This is a genomic window from Bacillus sp. FSL L8-0152, from assembly GCF_038006365.1.
Taxonomy (GTDB): Bacteria; Bacillota; Bacilli; order Bacillales; family Bacillaceae_G; genus Bacillus_A; species Bacillus_A cereus.
Map to the genome: position 1 here is coordinate 3677590 of NZ_JBBOVB010000001.1, position 17934 is coordinate 3695523.

Sequence of the window (17934 nt, forward strand, 5' to 3'; positions counted from 1 at the left end):
AACCATTTTTGATAGACTTTCTAATAACTAGTTATCAGAAAATTCTTATTAATTAATATTCTACTAATTTTTCCGCTTTTGTAAAGTTATTTTTAAAATATTCTAAAAATTATTTTTTTATTATAGTAAAACGTATTTTTTACAATTGTCATGATACAAATTCTTCCTTACATCTATCGATTTATTTACATGTAATCTCATAATAAAAAGAGCATTCCAAAAGTAAATAATCTACTTTTGGAATGCTCTATCATTTTATCTTTCTATTGTGGCTAACGAGATTCTCACTACAAAATAAGCTAAGAAACTTGTATACATCCACTTAAATATAGCATCACTGTTTAAAAATTATTTTCCATCTTTTTCAGTCATATATGTCCACTTGAAGCTATACTCTGGGCTAATGTTATGGTGAACGATGCCTTTTGCATTTGGTTTTTGAACATATGCATCACCACGTTGGTATAAAGGCACAATTGCTACATCTTTCTCAAGAAGTAATTTCTCAGCTTGTCCTAGCTCTTCCCAACGTTTCTTCGCATCGCCCATTAATTCTCCACCAGCTTTTTTAATCATTTCATCATATTTCTGATCAGAGAAGCTCATTTGGTTATGAGAATGTTTAGACTCAAACATATCTAAGAATGTCATTGGATCCGCATAATCTGGATTCCAACCGCCATATGAAATATCATAATCTTGCTCTGTTTCTAATTTTAGTTTTTGCTTGAACGGCTGAAGTTTAATATTAACTGTTACACCTTTTAAATTCTTCTCGATTTGATCTTTTACATATTCCCCAACTTTTTTCGCATTACCAGTATCATAGTTTAATAGCTCAATTGTAACTTGATCTTTTCCAAGTTCTTTTTTCGCTGCTTCCCATGCAGCAGCTGCTTTTTTCGCATCTGGTTTGATACCGTTTTTAAATGTTTCTTGGAAGTCTTTACCGTCTGGTCCAGTTGCTAATCCTTTCGGTACTAAGAAGTCTGCTGGTTTAGATCCATCATTTAAAATAACATTTGCTAAATTTTTCTTATCAATAGAGTAGGCAATTGCTTCACGTAATTTTTGACTCTTTAATGGTGTATCTTGTCCACCACGTTTTTGGTTCATACGAATAAAGTAAGTACTTACTTGTGAATAAGTCCCAAACTCTTCCTTATTATTTCTATACTTATCAACAAACTCTCCCGTTAATAAAGCAACATCAATTTGACCACTATCATATAAATTCACACGTGTTGCTGGTTCTTTTACAACACTATAATTAATCTCATCTAGTTTTACAGTCTTTTTATCCCAATATTGATCATTTTTCTTTAATTTCCAGCCTTGCTCATGCTTCCAATCAGTTAGAACAAACGGTCCATTATATACTGTTGTATCAGACTCTAAACCGTATTTATCCCCTTTTTCTTTTACAAACTTCTCATTTAACGGATAGTACGATGGGAATGCTACTAAGTTTAAGAAGTATGGTACTGCTTGTTCTAATTCAACTTCTAAAGTAGTATCATCTACTGCCTTTACTCCTAGTTCTGTTACAGGTTTTTCACCTTTATTCACCGCTTCTGCATTTTTAATTGGGAATGCGATAAATGCATACTCAGCAGCTGTTTTTGGATCTAATAGGCGTTGCCATGCATATACGAAATCTTTCGCTGTTACAGGATCACCATTTGACCATTTTGCATCTTTACGTAATTTAAATGTATATTTTTTACCATCCTCACTCTTCGTGCTTGATTCTGCAGCAGCTGGGATTGGTTTGTTATCTTTATCTAATCGATATAAACCTTCCATTGTGTTCCCTAAAATTTGAGAACCTAATGTATCTGTATTTTTAGAAGTATCCATTGTTGGAATCTCATTTGTTTCAGTACGATTTAGTACTTGTTTTGCTGCTAATTTTCCTTCTGATTTACTATCTCCACCAGAGCTAGAATTTGTGCTTGTCTTCTTATCTCCACCTGATGTAGAACATGCTGTTAATGCCATACTCATTGCTAAAACTGGTACTACAACCGCTGTTAGTTTTTTCATTTTTTTCTTTTTCACTTTCTGTACCCTCCCTAATTCTTAACGCTCTCACTTAAGAATTTTCTGATAATTCTGTTTCTCTTTATATATTTATCAGAAGATTCTTATTAACTATTATTCTACTAATTTTTTGAGTTTTGTAAAGTGTTATTATTGAAAATTTTTAAAAAATTATTTTTTTACAGTAATATTCATAAAAATTCCTTAACCTTTCGAAACACTATACCTCATGGAATTCTATGTATTGATTTAATAGTCTTTATATCCCTTCACTATAAACAAACTTGTAAATTATTGTTAATAAATAATGTATATCGTAACAAACCTCTTTTCTACAAAAATAAAAAAGCAGACATTTCGTCTGCTTTAATTCTCCTCAATTTGCTTTTCACTTAACCCTAGATGTGTTCTAAGAGTATTACTCAAACTCTGTAGATCTTTTTTATTAGGGTTATAATAATATACACGTTGCCCGTTTGGGCCATTAGGTAAGTATAAATCATCACCAGCTAATTGTATTTTTTCAACTGAACCGTTTAAACCGTATTTATAAAAAGATAAAATATCATCCATTACTAAATTTGTTTTAAAATCACTATCAACCGCCTCAACTATTTTTTCTAGCTTCGTAATCGATCCCACACTTTTTAATTTACTTAAAATCGCTTCAATAACAAGTTGTTGGCGCTGTCCTCTCATTGCATCACTATCAATATGGCGCGTTCTTGCTAGTGCAAGTGCTTCTTCCCCATTTAATTTTTGTAATCCTTTTTTCAAATGAATCGCATCAGGTTCATCTTTACTATTTTGCTCCGTAAATTCAACCGGGACATCCACTTCAATACCATCTAACCCATCAACAATTTTAGTAAAGGAACCAAAATTAAATTTCACAAAATAATCAACGGGCACCTGTAACAATTTTTCTACCGCTTCCACAGAAGCTTGCGGTCCTCCATCTCTACCATTTTTAACGAAACCACTTCCATATGCATGGGTTATTTTATCTTTTTTCTTTTCAACTGGAACATATGTATATGTATCACGCGGTATGCTCGTTAATTTCACTGTTTTATCGTCTTTATTAAAAGTCGCTAACAATAATGCATCTGTATGAAATGCACCATTATATTCCTTTTGTCGTTCTTGATTTTCATCAATTCCCATAATTAAAAGTGAAACATGATTTGCAATTGGCTTTACAGATTTCTCACGTAAATTGGATTTTTCACCTCGTGCTAAATTCAAATTAGATTTTTGTACGAGACTAGAAGTTTTCATATATACATAGGCTCCATAGCCAATTCCACCAAATAGTAATACCGCCAGTAGTAAACTTATTATCGTTTTCTTTTTATATTTTTGCTTATTTTTCTCTTCTCTTAAAGTTGAATGATTCTCCATTTACTCTCCTCCTGTTTCTATTCATCCAATATGTTTTTCATTCTTTCATATTTAGCGCTATCCTTTTGAAACATACTTTCTTTCAATCCCTTATCTATTTGTATCCATTCAGTCGTAACTGAATATTGAATCAAGCCTTCTTGAAAACTAAGAAATTTCAACATAATCCCTGTATTTTTCTCCACAACCATTTCGAATTTCCCTCTTAAATCTTCAGAGGTGCTAACAGGCATCTCTATGTTGATGACTCCTTCAATTTTGTAACAATCTAATCCAAGATATTTCGTTTCTTTATAATTCCAATCTTTATATCGAATTAACAAATCTGCGAATTCTGATTGAATACTATATTTAGCTAGCCCTATATATTCATCATCATATCGCTTTTTCTCATCTGATTTTCTCACTAACCTTTCCGTAGGATTTAATTTTAATAGTTCATTGTTTCTTTCTTTCGGGTTCCATTTTGTCTCTTTATAGGTATACTTCTCATCATCAAACTCTTTTTTCTTCCCCTCGTTATATATAATTGTTCGTTTTTTGGCTAGTTTATCTTCTTTCGAAGAGATACCTCTTTGTTTCTCCGTATCAATCGCATACTTATATGTTGTAGCAATTCTTGATGAGCTAGAATATTCCTCAAATTGTCCTGAAATATTTTTAAAATAATCAATAGAATCTAGCATTTTTTGATGAATCTTTTCTTTATCTGGATAATGTACATTCGATTTTATTTCTTCTTCATTTTCAAAATCAGAAAACGCTTTTTTCTTTACATATTCAAATACTCCACCATTTTGCGCAAAACTTTGTATAGAAAACTCAGACATAGATACCACTGAAAGTATACAAACCGCTGCACTAATTATCATCATATGAATTTTGTAACTCTTCTTTTTTACCTTAAGATTATGTAGCGTGCCATTAATTTTTTCATTTAACTCTGGAGGTACTATAACATTTTCATCTTTTATTCTCTTTTTTAATTTCTCATCAAATAATTTTTCATTATCCATCCTTTACACCCCCTATTCCATCTTTAATCGTTTTTGTAGTTGTTCCCTCGCGCGTGACAATCTTGATTTCACTGTTCCTTTCGGTATTTCTAACAGCTTTGCTATACTCTCTTGATTCATATCTTCATAATAATAAAGCACCGTAACAGCTCTTAATTCTTCATGTAACGATTGAATCGCATTACACAAATCTATATCTTCATACTGATCACACGCACTCATATTGTAATCATTCTCTTCTGTCACAATTACATTTTTATACGCTCTAATAATATTGTTACACTCATTTATTAGTATTCGAATTAACCAAGTTTGAAAAAATTCTTCTTTTTTTAATTTTTTTATATTTTCATAGGCCTTTAAAATTGTTGTCTGTATCGCATCCTCTATATTTGTCTCATCACGTAACATCGCCTTTGCTATTCGATACATCTTCACTTTTTCTGTATGCATAAGCGCTATAAAGGCTTCATGATTACCTTTTTTCGCCAAAGAAACATCCGTTTCTTCTTTTATAATCATTTTATATAAAGGGATTACTTTCACAATTGCTCCTCCTGTTTCATCCTCACTTTATCACTTCCAATTTAACTTTACATGTATTAGACGTATGAACCTAGAAAAAGGTTCATTTTTTTGAATATTTTCTTAATTAAAAAGATAAATATCCTTTATAAGTGTTATGCGATAAACATACTAGTTTTAATTTACAAATAAAAAAAGCCCACTTTCTAGTGGACTTTCTACTTTATAACGGTAAATCCCTCTTCTTAAACACTACAATTGCTACTATGAAAATACAAAGTGCTCCGGCAGTTAACCCTATACTTACAGGCCATATATTATACGTTCCTTCAGCAATTTCTTTCGGACGAAATAGCGTAAATAATGATATATTTCTCATCCACTCTAACTTATCACTTAACTTCCCTACCATATCCAATACGAAAAATAAGATAGTTAAACTCGCTGAATAACTTAGTGCTTTTCTTTCGTCATTACATATACAAGAAAAGAAAAATGAATACGCACTAACGACTAAAAATATGAGCCCTCCGACTACATTTATCTTCAAAAATAATTCTTTATTTAAGTTATTATCTTGTAAAAACCATTCTGCACCTACTAACCCAGCTACATACGTAACAGATACAATAATCAGAAGTCCCAATATGAGAACAGCAGCTTGTGTAATAGCAATTTGCACTCTAGATACAGGTGTTGCTAGCAAGTATGCCATTGCTCCTTTATCTACATGACGAGCAATTAAATGTGTCGCAACTGTTACGCAAAAAATTGTTAAAATGATAATAAACAATAGACTATAGTATTCGCCCGCTAGAAAATCCATTACGTTTTGAATCGGACTTTCCATACCAACGATTTTTTTCACACTATCAGGCATGGCAGCTATTAATTCATTTAGCCCTTTCGCTGATACCATTGACGGGAATATCCAAATTAATAACCACAAATATAAAGCCGCACCACACGCATAACTCAAAATACTTTTTTGTGTTTCTTTCAAACTAGCTAAAAACAATTGCTTATTCATGCGTTACCCCTTCTTTCTTATCGTAATAATGCATAAATAAATGTTCTAAATCCATCGCTCTCGTTTGAAGTGCCGTTACATTATAGTTTGAAAGTGTTTGTAAAACAGTTTGATAGTTTCCTTGTACAATGATAGATGCCTCTCTACCTTTTACCGCTTCAAATTGCAAATTACACTTTATAAGGGACTCAATCTCTTCTTGTGATGATACTGTTACATCTATCACCTGTCTTCTCATACTTTGTAAATCGTGAATATTTTCAACCGTTACGAGTCGACCATCTTTAATAATAGCTACTCTGTCACAAGTTCTCTCAATTTCAGTAAAAATATGTGATGACATTAGGATTGTTTTTCCTCTTTGCTTTTCCTCTAATATTAAATCTATAAACACTTGTTGCATAAGTGGATCAAGTCCAGATGTTGGTTCATCTAAAATTAACACCTCTGGATCGTGCATAAATGCAGCGACTATCCCTACTTTTTGCTTCATTCCTTTAGACATTTTGCGAATCGGTGTTTTCACATCAAATTGCAGACGCTCTATCAGTTCATCTCGTCTTTTCGTATCCTTTAATCCACGCATTCCCTGCATTAATTTTAAAAACTCTAATCCGTTCATTCCTTCAATAAAAGAAATTTCACCCGGTAGATAACCAACTTCCCTTTGAATTTTCGCTGCTTCATTCCAACAATCTAATCCAAAAATTGTCGCTTTACCAGCTGTCGGTTTTATAAATCCCATTAAATTACGAATCGTCGTTGATTTTCCGGCACCATTCGGTCCTAAATAACCAAATACTTCTCCCTCTTTTACATCAAATGTAATATGAAACAAACCTTTTCCATTCGAAAACTGTTTTGTGACATCTTGAACTGAAATCATAATTCCACCTCATTTTTTTGAAATATTGAATATGTGATATTTCAAAATTATTGTACTCCTCATCTTCCATATTCGCAACAACTTTTTGAAATATTTATTAGTCCATATTTCAAAATTATTGTTTTCCATTATTTTTTCTTGTATATTTTAAGTGAGGTGATTGCATTGAACGGCTTTGAAAGAGTAAAAGAAAAGAAAAAGCGTGCCATTAAAGAAGCAGCATTCGTATTATTTTCAGAACGTGGATTTAATGAAGTGAAAATAGAACATATCGCAAAAGAAGCAAACGTTTCTCAAGTTACAATTTATAATCATTTCGGAAGTAAAGATGCGTTATTTAGGGAGCTTATACAAGAATTTATCATATCTGAATTTCAATATTATAAAGAGCTTGCAGAAGAAAAATTACCTTTTCATGATATGATGCAAAAAATGATTGTAAGAAAAATGAATACTGGCGGGTTATTTCAACCTGATATGTTACTACAAATGATGCAAAGGGACGAAGAACTCCGTAAGTTTATTTATAGTTATCAAAATGAAAAAATCCTGCCCTGGTATTTAGAAATATTAGAACAAGCTCAGCGCAAAAACGAAATTAATCCACACCTTACTAAAGAAATGATGTTACTTTACATTCAAATGTTTACTAAATTAGGTGATGATTTTGGGGCACAACTTCTTGAAGGAGATCGCGAAAAACATATACAAGATATCGTTACGATGTTCTTTTATGGACTCTCCGTCCCAGAAAAATAATTTTTCTAAAGAACAAATAGAATCACCAAAAAGCCCTTTGGATATTTAAATCGCAAGGGCTTTTTCATATCAAAAAATGACTAAAACTAACTTTATCTTAAAAAGGTTAAATGCTGCTTTATAGATAACACCTTATTATAGATTAACTCTTTTAGCATAACAGGCTGAATTGAGATAATCGTTTCACCGAAATTCAGAAAGTAATTTGAAATAAAATCAAATTCTTGCTTGTTAAAATAGCCTGTTATAATGTAATTTTCATTTTCCTTTTGCATCCTCATGGAAGGATAATTCTCTTTATCAAAAATATCCTTTCCTTTTTGATTAACAATTACGCTAAAATCAATTGCATCAGGCTTTCTGTGAAAAGTAGTAAGATAACTTAATAATTCTTCAAGATTTTTTGGATTAATATTGCTCGTTTCCACAATAGAAAGAATTTTATCACATCTAATTATTTGAACATTATTTGTCTCAAAATTAAAGATTTTAGCATACCACTGGCCAAATTTAGATTCTAATCGAATAAATTGGGCAACCAATGCTTGCTCCTCACCTTTTTTTAAATATGTTAAATGATAAACTCGCTCAGCAAAAATTCCCTGTAAAATTTCTTTTAAGAATGGACTAAAATTACTATGATTTGTTACTTCAAAGGAAAGCGTTCGTTCCATGATTGAAATATTTTTACTCACATTATCAGGTAATACATGTTTAAATTTATTTTCAAGTGCAATACTTTCTACATTAAATGGTTTTGTCTTGTATCCATTTAGCGTAAGAATTGAAAAGTATAGCGCATACATTTCATCCACACTAAAATAAATTGGCGATAACACACTATTTTCTATAATTTTATAACTTCCATTTCTACCTAGTTCAGAATATATGGGTACACCTATTTCTTCCAATGATTGAATATCTCGCAACGCGGTACTTTTAGAAATATCATATCTAGCCATTAAATCTTTTAAATTAAAATATCTTTTATTATTTAAGAAAATAAGCATGTCATTTATTCGTTCAGTTTTTTTCATATTTCCCTCCCAAAAAGGTATCATGTATTGAAACCTTTTTAATCTATATTATAATTATCAACTAATAAAGGAGTTATATATTTATGACATTAGAAATAGCTATTTTTCTTTCAATGAATGGGCAAGCAAAGGAGGCGATTAATTTTTATATACGTAATTTAGAAGCCAAAAAGTTAATGATTGTTACGTATGAAGAACTGGCGAAAAGAGATAGTTCTTTTAAAATTACAAGTGAAAATAAAGATCATATTGCTCACTCTGTTTTACAAATTGGGAATACAAAGCTAATGATAGCGGAAGATACAATGAAGCTTAATGAACTTTATAACGTTGGAAATAACATGTCACTTTGCATTCAAAGCGCTAATTTAGAAGAGATACAAACGTTTTATAATAATTTAATTTCCGATGAGCATGTGAAAATAATCTCTCCGCTAGAAAAAAATATATTTAGTGAAGCATATGGTATTATTGAAGATCCTTATGGCATACAAATCCAATTAATGTATGATAAACGACTAAACTAAATAATTAATCATATTCACATATTCCTAATAAAAAAGACACGAATTTCGTGTCTTTTTTATTTTATAGAAATGACTCTACCCTTTTCACTACTTTCAATCGCTAATTGAATCAATTTAATAACATCTAAACCTTCTTTTGCTGTTACAGGTAGTTTCTCACCATTTAATATACTATCTCGTACACCTTTATAATAATTGTCATAACAACCGACTTCTGTTGGAATACGCTCTAGGCTTTCTTCTGTTTCTAACGTAGCAAAATTCTCTTCATCGTCTACCCCATAACCGTTATCGCCTGGCTTCATTCCATTTTTTAATTGCTCTTCCTGCGAATCCATACCGTACTTCACGATAGAACCTTTCTCTCCATGCACTATAAAATGCGGTCCAGCTTTTTTCACATAACTGCTGCTACGTAAAATGACACGTTTAACTCCGTAATGAAGTACTATATGGAAATAATCATCCACCTCTGCACCTGGTCGTTGTTTTATTACATCTGCACTTATCGCATCTGGTTTCCCGAATATTGATAACGCTTGGTCAATTAAATGCGATCCTAAATCGTATAATATACCGGAACCTGGTAGATTTTTTTCTCTCCATCGATCACGTACATGTGGACGGAAACGATCAAAATTTGATTCATATGCGTATACATTCCCTACTCTGTTTTCTCCTAACAATTTCTTAATTGTTAAGAAATCATTATCAAAACGACGATTATGATATACGCTTAACATTACATTATGCTGCTCTGCTAATGAAATAAGCTCTTCCCCCTCTTCAATTGAGACAACAAATGGTTTTTCTACAACAACATGCTTACCGTTTAAAATTGCTTCTTTTACATATGGAAAATGAGTTGTATTAGGTGATGTAATAACAACTAAGTCAACATCAGCTCGCTTCACCAATTCATCAATTGTACTAACAACATTAGCGTTTGGTAATGTTTCTTTTACTACCTCTTCTTTTGAGGATAATACAGCACGAATATCATATTCTTCTATTGTTTGTAATAGTGGGATATGAAATGTCGTACTAGAAAAACCAAATCCTACAATCCCTACACCTATTTTTTTCATGTTGCCCCTCCATTTGTGCCGCTTTAACGAGCAGTAAGATTCCTAACCCAAAATTCAGTGAAAGCTAAGGAATTAGGTGAGGAATCAACTGCTTGTTAAAGCCCGATTAGTTGAACTTTATGAGAACGATTTCATTCAGTTATTATAACAAGATTATTATTATTTACATAATAAATTGCCTAGAAAAAAGCATCTTGCTACTATTCATAGCAAGATGCCCTCTTTATTCTGGTCTTTTCTTCGTCCACGTTTCTACTACTTCACCAGTATCATTTACATCTAGCACTAGGCTACCATTACTATACCGGTCTTTATTTCGATACGCTTTCGGATCAATCTCTTCTACAATGTTTTTCTCTGTCTTCATGTAAACTAATTCATCGTCCCGAACAATTTCAATACCGACAATGCGGTACGGATTACGTTTTAACTCTTTGAAAATAACAAGGCCTCGCTTCGCCCTCGTTGATTTTTCAATTTCTGATGCTTTTAGACGTTTTACAGCACCACGCTGCGTTACGAGAATAAGTTGATCTTTATCACCATTTAACGGTTTACCAGAAGCGACATAGTCATCTTCTTTTAAATTAATTGCTTTCACACCAGCAGCTCTTACACCGACTGGACTTACTTCATCTTCATGGAAAATAAGTGCATATGCACCATGTGTAGCAAGAACGATATCACTCGTTCCATCTGTCGCAAATATATCGACAACTTCATCATCTTTTTTCAAGTTTACAGCAACGAATGCCCTTGAATAACGCTGAACTTTATATTGATTTAATTCTGTTTTCTTTATCATACCATTTCGTGTTACAAATACGATAAATCGTTTTTCTTCCTCAAAGTTCGGTACAACCGTTGCCCAAATGATCGTTTCATCTCGGTCGAGTGAAACGATATTTGCAACGTGCTGACCTAAATCTTTCCAACGAATATCTGGCATTTCGTATACTGGAAGATATATATAGTTCCCTTTACTTGTGAATAAAAGAACTGTTTCAGTCGTATTCGTATCGAATCGTTCAAGTAAGATGTCACCCTCTTTCATACCGAAGTCTTTGCCGTTTGATGCATTATGTGAGCGCCATCCAGTACGTTTCACATATCCTTCTTTCGTTACAGTAACGATGACATCTTCTTGTGGAATCATCACTTCTACGTCTATTTTAATTTCTTCAATTTGTTCTTCAATAATAGCACGGCGATCATCACTATATGTTTTCTTAACTCTCTTCAAATCAGTTTTAATGACTTGAAGTAATCTTTTTTCACTTTGTAAAATTGACTGTAGCTCTAGAATTTTCTTATTAAGCTCATCTGCTTCTTCTTGTAACGCCGTAATGTCTGTATTCGTTAAGCGATATAATTGCAAGGAAACAATTGCTTCCGCCTGTGCTTCTGTAAAGCCAAATTTTGCACTTAAATTATCTTTCGCATTACGTTTATCTTTTGAAGCTCGAATTGTCTCGATTACTTGATCTAAAATCGATAATGCTTTCTTTAAACCTTCTACAATATGTTGACGATTTTCTGCTTTTCTTAATTCATATTGCGAACGTCTCGTAATAACCTCTTTTTGATGTCCAATATAAGCATCCAAAATTTTTGGTAATGTCATAAGTGTTGGACGACGATTATTAATCGCTACCATATTAAAGTTATATGGAATTTGTAAATCTGTATTTTTATATAAATAATTTAAAATACCTTCGGCGTTTGCTTCTTTCTTTAATTCAACAACAATTCGTAAACCAGTACGATCTGTCTCATCACGCACTTCAGCAATACCATCTAACTTTTTATCTAGACGTAATTCATCCATTTTCTTTACAAGGTTTGCCTTATTCACTTCGTAAGGAATTTCAGTGATTACAATTTGTTGTTTCCCACCGCGCACTGTTTCAACTTCTGCTTTTCCACGAATAATAATTTTACCTTTACCTGTTTCATACGCCTTTTTAATACCATCAATCCCTTGAATAATACCGCCTGTTGGGAAATCTGGTCCTTTCATAACTGTTAATAAATCATCAACAGTACTATTTGGCTTATCAATACGCATCATTGTAGCATCAATAACTTCTCCAAGATGATGCGGAGGAATTTCTGTTGCATAACCAGCGGAAATCCCTGTAGATCCGTTCACTAATAAATTCGGGAACGCTGCTGGTAATACAACTGGTTCTTCACTCGTATCATCAAAGTTTGACACGAATTCAACTGTTTCTTTATCAAGATCACGTAATAATTCAGATGCGATTGGTGATAAACGAGCTTCCGTATAACGCATTGCTGCCGCTGGGTCCCCATCAACACTACCGTTATTACCATGCATTTCAACTAAAACATTACGTACTTTCCAAGTTTGGCTTAAGCGTACCATTGCTTCATATACAGAGGAATCTCCATGTGGATGATAATTACCGATAACATTACCTACTGTTTTAGCTGATTTACGAAACGCTTTATCATGTACATTACCTTCTACATACATAGAATATAAAATACGTCTTTGTACTGGCTTTAAGCCATCACGTGCATCTGGAAGTGCACGATCTTGAATAATATATTTACTATAACGTGCAAAGCGATCACCTAACACGTCTTCAAGCGGGAGGTCATGAAACTTCTCTGCTTGCATGTTATTCCACCTCCGTCTCCATAATCATTTCATTTTCTAAAATATTTCCTTCTTCTTGCATACCAAACTGTACATTACGTTCAATCCATTTACGGCGCGGTTCTACTTTATCGCCCATTAATGTTGTAACGCGACGCTCTGCTCTTGCTGCATCATCAATTTTCACGCGAATTAATGTACGCGTTTCAGGATTCATTGTTGTTTCCCATAATTGATCCGCATTCATTTCACCAAGCCCTTTATAACGTTGTAACATATAGCCTTTTCCAACTTTTTTCGTTACACCGTCTAATTCCTCATCTGACCAAGCGTATTCAATTACTTCACTCTTACCTTTTCCTTTACTTACTTTGTATAAAGGAGGGAGTGCGATAAACACTTTACCCGCTTCGATAAGTGGCTTCATATATCTGTAGAAGAACGTTAATAACAATACTTGAATATGAGCTCCATCCGTATCGGCATCGGTCATAATTACAACTTTATCGTAGTTAATATCTTCAACATCAAATTCATTTCCTACACCGCCGCCAATCGCATAAATGATTGTATTAATCTCTTCATTTTTAAAGATATCAGCAAGCTTTGCTTTCTCTGTATTAATTACTTTACCACGTAATGGTAATACGGCCTGGAAACGACGGTCTCGTCCTTGTTTCGCTGAACCACCAGCAGAGTCACCCTCTACTAAATACAATTCGTTTTTCTGAGGATTACGTGATTGTGCAGGTGTTAACTTCCCGCTTAACGTACCTTCTGATTTTTTCTTCTTCTTACCACTACGTGCTTCTTCTCTCGCTTTACGAGCAGCCTCACGTGCTTGCGCTGCTTTAACTGCCTTTCTCACAAGAAGTGTAGCTACATCCGGGTTTTCCTCTAAAAAGTAAGCTAAATGCTCTGAGACAATGGCATCAATAGAAGAACGAGCTTCACTTGTACCAAGTTTCCCTTTCGTTTGTCCTTCAAACTGAAGTACTTCTTCTGGTACACGTACAGAAACGATAGCCGCTACACCTTCACGAATATCTGTACCTTCTAAATTTTTATCTTTTTCTTTTAATAATGAAACTTTACGAGCATACTCATTGAACACACGCGTCATTGCTGTTTTAAATCCAGCTTCGTGTGTTCCACCATCTTTTGTACGTACGTTATTTACAAACGAAAGAATATTTTCTGAGTAACCATCATTAAACTGGAATGCTAGTTCTGCTTCAATCCCGTTTTGTTCACCAGTGAAATATACAACCGGGTGAATTGAATCTTTTTCTTCGTTTAAATATGAAACGAAAGCTTCGATTCCTGTTTCATAATGAAATATATCTTCTAAATCATTACGTTCGTCTTTTATCGAGATTTTCATTCCTTTTAATAAGAATGCAGATTCACGTAATCTCTCGCATAATGTTTCATAATTGTAATTTGTCGTGCTGAAAATCGTTGTATCTGGTTTGAAGTGCATTGTCGTACCAGACTCTTTTGTTTTCCCGATTTTCTCTAACGTCGTTGCAGGAACGCCACCATTTTCAAAGCGTTGTTCATAAATGTTACCATCACGTTTAATTGTTACTACTAACCATTCTGACAAAGCGTTTACAACTGATGCCCCAACACCGTGTAAACCACCACTCGTTTTATAGCCACCTTGACCAAACTTACCACCTGCATGAAGTACAGTTAAAATAACTTCAGGTGTAGGTTTCCCAAGTTTATGCATTCCCGTAGGCATTCCTCGCCCTTTATCTATAACGCTAATACTATTATCTTTATGTATTACGACTGAAATTTCGTCGCCAAATCCCGCTAACGCTTCGTCAACGGAGTTATCTACTATTTCATATACTAAATGATGCAATCCACGGCTATCCGTACTCCCGATATACATACCCGGGCGTTTTCGAACGGCTTCAAGTCCTTCTAACACTTGAATCGCATCTTCATTATATTGGAACTGATGCTTCGCCAAACTCCTTGCCCCTTTCCTAATCCAAAATCAGAACATATGTTTCTATTATAGAATAACGCCTCGACTATAGTTTTGGCAAGTTATCTTATCTCTTTTATATACCATCTTCAATAGAAAAATCCTTGTTTTCTCACAAGGATTCCTCTAGGCTACTATTTCAGAAAAATAATCGTTTGTCAACGAGAAATGGATATGTATTCCAAGATTACACATTCCAAACCTTTATTATGATCCAAATGATCAAGATCCAAAATGGGATTACAAATAACAATCCCCAAAAACAGCCTTTAAAAAATCTCATGATGAACACCTCGTTCATCGGCCCTACTTATCTATAATGAGGGCTGAATCAATCTTTCTACTTTTAAATCTATACTATTTTGTCATCGCATGTTCTACTTTAATACAACGATCCATTATTACAGTATAGTCTTTTTCTTTTAAAAGTTTATATGTATCTTCATCTTGTACTCCTAATTGTGCCCAAAAAACATCTGCATCAATCTCTACAAATTCTTTTGCAACACCCATTAAAAACTCTGAGCGACGAAATACATTTACTATGTCAACGTGTTCCTTAATATCCTTTAGTGAAGAAACTGCCTTTTCTCCAAGCACCTCATCTACTGTTGGATTAACTGGAATAATACGGTATCCAGCATCTTGCATTGCTTTTGAAACCATATACGATGTACGTTCTGGCTTATCTGATAATCCAACAACCGCAATTGTTTTGCTTTTCTTTAACACTTCACCAATTTCCGTACGAGTTGGGTTTTCAATTGTCATAATTAATCCCTCCTATTCCTTTAGTATAGCCGATAAAGAAAGTCTCTTTCAATATGAAAGAGACTTTCTTTTATTTCGATTATTGATTCTTTGTAGCTGAATTATCTGCTAAAGTAGCCGATTTCGTCATTTTTTGACCGTTACGGTAGAATGTAACTTCTACTTTCTCGCCTACTTTTTTCTTTTCATATAAATATTTACGGAATTGAAGTGAGTTTTCTACTTTTTGATCATCTAATGCTACTACAATATCATATTGCTCTAAACCAGCTTTTTCTGCCGGTGATATTGGGTAAATTTTACCTAATACAACACCATTCGTTACTTCTTTCGGTACTTTCAATTGATTGACTGCATAAGCTTGCACATCTTCTAACGAAACGACACCTACTCCAAGAGCTGGACGTTTTACCACTCCGTCTTTTTCAAGTGATTCAATAACTGGCTTTGCGATATTAATTGGAATAGCAAATCCAATTCCTTCAACTTCTTGCTGTGCAATTTTACTTGAATTAATCCCAATTATTTCACCATTTTGGTTAAATAATGCACCACCACTATTACCTGGGTTAATCGCTGCATCTGTTTGAATAACTTGTGCTTGCCAATCTGGTCGTTTATCGCCATCAATATCAACTGGAATTTCACGTTCTTTACTACTAATAATGCCTTCCGTTACACTTCCATCAAATCCTAGTGGGTTACCGATTGCAATTGCTTTTTCACCCGCACGGATTTTACTTGAGTCACCTAAAGTTGCAACTTTATTCACATTAGAGCCGTCAATTTCAACAACAGCTAAATCTAACCAAGGATCTTTCCCTACTAACTTTGCATCTACCTTTTTACCATCACTTAGTTTTACAGCAAGTTTATTTGCACCATCTACTACGTGGTTGTTTGTTACAATATATGCTTTATTTCCTGCTTTTTTATAAATAACACCTGATCCTGAACCAGCTTGTTGTTCTTGACCTGTCGGTTGCATTGCAAATGGATCAACACTTTGCTGCATATTAATAACACCTACAACAACGTCTTTCGCTCCTTCAATCATACCAGGTAAATCAGTTTCATTTTTCGCTTTATTTACAACAGGAACTACAGTACCTTCTACTTTTGAATCCGAACTAAATGATGATACTGGTGCTCCATTATTTTGAGCCCATGGCATATATGGTGCTGCAAAACTAATCGAAACCGCTCCGACTACAGCTCCCACTAAACCTGTGAAGAAATAGCCTTTTTTACTACCTGATTTTCTCACTTCTCTCGTTTCACTATGCTCTTCATTTAAATTTGGTCCGTCGTAATATCCCATGTTTTATTTCCCCTCTCTGGTGAATTCGTATTTTCAGTATAGTCACGTTTTGTGTCCTTCTTGTGAACTCATCGTGAAATCCAATTAAAAAAATACTCCTATCTAACATTGTAGACAAGAAAAGTATTTTTTGTACATTCTACCTTCAAAAGAGAGTATAAAATTGCCATTTTCCTAGGCTAAATTACACAAATCGTTCTAGATTATTCTTCAAATTTATAACCAACTCGAATAACAGTACCGATATGCTTCGCTTTATCTCCTAACTTATTTCGAAGTTTTTTAATATGGGTATCAACCGTTCGGTCATCACCGTAATAGTCATATCCCCATAACTGGTCTAATAAATGTTGACGTGATAACACAATTCCTTTGTTCTCCATTAAATACACAAGAAGTTCAAATTCTTTATGTGTCAATATAATTTCTTCTCCATCTACTAAAACAGTTCTAGATAGACGATTCACTTCTATTCCAGCTAAAGACATAGCATTTTCTTCCGCTACTCCTACCGCACCATCCGCACGTTTCAATAACGTCTTTGCACGAGCTACTAATACTTTCGGGCTAAATGGTTTCGTTACATACTCGTCTGCACCTAATTCGAAACCTAGCAATGTATCATCCTCATCCGAACGCGCTGTCAACATAATAATTGGTACTGCTGATTCTTTTCTAATTCGTCTACAAACAGACCATCCATCTATTTCCGGTAACATAATATCTAACATAATTAAATCAATTTCATGCTCTGCAAATAACTCTAACGCTTTTTTCCCATCTTCTGCTTCGATTACTTCAAAGCCTTCATTACGAAAATAATCACTAACAATTTCACGTAATCTTCTTTCATCTTCAACAAGCAATACTGTTTTATTCATATAATCTATCCCGCC

15 protein-coding genes are annotated in these 17934 nt (G+C 33.7%); 2 read left to right on the forward strand and 13 right to left on the reverse strand.

Features of this window, described 5'->3' with window-relative positions:
- Positions 1 to 348 precede the first annotated feature (348 nt).
- From MHH27_RS18325 to MHH27_RS18350, 6 genes are all read right to left on the reverse strand, one after another.
- Positions 349 to 2061 carry a peptide ABC transporter substrate-binding protein gene (locus tag MHH27_RS18325; RefSeq protein WP_110497357.1) on the reverse strand — a complete coding sequence of 571 codons (1713 nt, stop codon included), beginning with the start codon at positions 2059 to 2061 and terminating at the stop codon, positions 349 to 351.
- Positions 2062 to 2409: 348 nt separating this feature from the next.
- Positions 2410 to 3447 carry an LCP family protein gene (locus MHH27_RS18330; protein WP_340943656.1) on the reverse strand — a complete coding sequence of 346 codons (1038 nt, stop codon included), beginning with the start codon at positions 3445 to 3447 and terminating at the stop codon, positions 2410 to 2412.
- Positions 3448 to 3464: 17 nt separating this feature from the next.
- Positions 3465 to 4463 (reverse strand): anti-sigma factor, encoded by a 999-nt coding sequence (locus MHH27_RS18335; RefSeq protein WP_090977398.1) that lies wholly within the window; start codon positions 4461 to 4463, stop codon positions 3465 to 3467.
- Between the two features lie 12 nt (positions 4464 to 4475).
- A complete protein-coding gene (locus MHH27_RS18340) occupies positions 4476 to 5009 on the reverse strand; it encodes an RNA polymerase sigma factor (protein ID WP_023522718.1) in 534 nt (177 codons plus the stop codon).
- A 202-nt stretch (positions 5010 to 5211) separates the two neighbouring features.
- Positions 5212 to 6018, reverse strand: a complete 807-nt coding sequence (locus tag MHH27_RS18345) for an ABC transporter permease subunit (protein WP_090977396.1) — start codon at positions 6016 to 6018, stop codon at positions 5212 to 5214.
- Complete coding sequence (locus MHH27_RS18350) at positions 6011 to 6904, reverse strand: ABC transporter ATP-binding protein (RefSeq protein ID WP_023522720.1); 894 nt, start codon at positions 6902 to 6904, stop codon at positions 6011 to 6013. The genes MHH27_RS18345 and MHH27_RS18350 overlap by 8 nt, the downstream gene beginning before the upstream one ends.
- 156 nt (positions 6905 to 7060) lie before the next feature.
- Here MHH27_RS18350 and MHH27_RS18355 point away from each other — a divergent pair, with 156 nt between their 5' ends.
- Positions 7061 to 7663 carry a TetR/AcrR family transcriptional regulator gene (locus tag MHH27_RS18355; RefSeq protein WP_003291871.1) on the forward strand — a complete coding sequence of 201 codons (603 nt, stop codon included), beginning with the start codon at positions 7061 to 7063 and terminating at the stop codon, positions 7661 to 7663.
- A 92-nt stretch (positions 7664 to 7755) separates the two neighbouring features.
- Here MHH27_RS18355 and MHH27_RS18360 read toward each other — a convergent pair whose 3' ends face one another.
- Positions 7756 to 8724, reverse strand: a complete 969-nt coding sequence (locus tag MHH27_RS18360; protein WP_089171584.1) for a helix-turn-helix transcriptional regulator — start codon at positions 8722 to 8724, stop codon at positions 7756 to 7758.
- Positions 8725 to 8783: 59 nt separating this feature from the next.
- On the opposite strand from MHH27_RS18360, the gene MHH27_RS18365 reads away from it, so the two are divergent.
- Positions 8784 to 9227: a VOC family protein gene (locus tag MHH27_RS18365; protein WP_090977395.1), complete on the forward strand. Its 444-nt coding sequence runs from the start codon at positions 8784 to 8786 to the stop codon at positions 9225 to 9227.
- A 56-nt stretch (positions 9228 to 9283) separates the two neighbouring features.
- Here the strand turns inward: MHH27_RS18365 and MHH27_RS18370 are convergent, their stop codons facing one another.
- The 6 genes from MHH27_RS18370 to MHH27_RS18395 all read right to left on the reverse strand — a co-directional run bounded on the left by MHH27_RS18370 (position 9284) and on the right by MHH27_RS18395 (position 17919).
- Entirely contained in the window at positions 9284 to 10315 is a 1032-nt protein-coding gene (locus MHH27_RS18370) for an oxidoreductase (protein WP_090977393.1), read from the reverse strand.
- Between the two features lie 223 nt (positions 10316 to 10538).
- On the reverse strand, positions 10539 to 12962 hold the full coding sequence (parC, locus tag MHH27_RS18375; RefSeq protein WP_001147467.1) for a DNA topoisomerase IV subunit A: 2424 nt from the start codon (positions 12960 to 12962) through the stop codon (positions 10539 to 10541).
- Position 12963: 1 nt separating this feature from the next.
- On the reverse strand, positions 12964 to 14928 hold the full coding sequence (gene parE / locus MHH27_RS18380; protein ID WP_001062197.1) for a DNA topoisomerase IV subunit B: 1965 nt from the start codon (positions 14926 to 14928) through the stop codon (positions 12964 to 12966).
- A 375-nt stretch (positions 14929 to 15303) separates the two neighbouring features.
- The gene (locus tag MHH27_RS18385) at positions 15304 to 15717 is read right to left on the reverse strand and encodes a CoA-binding protein (RefSeq protein WP_000151392.1); all 414 of its coding nucleotides are present in this window, start codon (positions 15715 to 15717) and stop codon (positions 15304 to 15306) included.
- Between the two features lie 79 nt (positions 15718 to 15796).
- Positions 15797 to 17038 (reverse strand): S1C family serine protease, encoded by a 1242-nt coding sequence (locus MHH27_RS18390; protein ID WP_000542643.1) that lies wholly within the window; start codon positions 17036 to 17038, stop codon positions 15797 to 15799.
- A 203-nt stretch (positions 17039 to 17241) separates the two neighbouring features.
- Complete coding sequence (locus MHH27_RS18395; protein ID WP_001044679.1) at positions 17242 to 17919, reverse strand: response regulator transcription factor; 678 nt, start codon at positions 17917 to 17919, stop codon at positions 17242 to 17244.
- Positions 17920 to 17934 lie beyond the last annotated feature (15 nt).

Coding starts and splice junctions, on each gene's coding strand:
- MHH27_RS18390 (WP_000542643.1), bottom strand. CDS start 17,038: ATGGGATATTACGACGGACCAAATTTAAATGAAGAGCATAGTGAAACG.
- MHH27_RS18345 (WP_090977396.1), bottom strand. CDS start 6,018: ATGAATAAGCAATTGTTTTTAGCTAGTTTGAAAGAAACACAAAAAAGT.
- MHH27_RS18385 (WP_000151392.1), bottom strand. CDS start 15,717: ATGACAATTGAAAACCCAACTCGTACGGAAATTGGTGAAGTGTTAAAG.
- MHH27_RS18395 (WP_001044679.1), bottom strand. CDS start 17,919: ATGAATAAAACAGTATTGCTTGTTGAAGATGAAAGAAGATTACGTGAA.
- MHH27_RS18330 (WP_340943656.1), bottom strand. CDS start 3,447: ATGGAGAATCATTCAACTTTAAGAGAAGAGAAAAATAAGCAAAAATAT.
- MHH27_RS18360 (WP_089171584.1), bottom strand. CDS start 8,724: ATGATACCTTTTTGGGAGGGAAATATGAAAAAAACTGAACGAATAAAT.
- MHH27_RS18370 (WP_090977393.1), bottom strand. CDS start 10,315: ATGAAAAAAATAGGTGTAGGGATTGTAGGATTTGGTTTTTCTAGTACG.
- MHH27_RS18335 (WP_090977398.1), bottom strand. CDS start 4,463: ATGGATAATGAAAAATTATTTGATGAGAAATTAAAAAAGAGAATAAAA.
- parC (WP_001147467.1), bottom strand. CDS start 12,962: ATGCAAGCAGAGAAGTTTCATGACCTCCCGCTTGAAGACGTGTTAGGT.
- MHH27_RS18365 (WP_090977395.1), top strand. CDS start 8,784: ATGACATTAGAAATAGCTATTTTTCTTTCAATGAATGGGCAAGCAAAG.
- MHH27_RS18350 (WP_023522720.1), bottom strand. CDS start 6,904: ATGATTTCAGTTCAAGATGTCACAAAACAGTTTTCGAATGGAAAAGGT.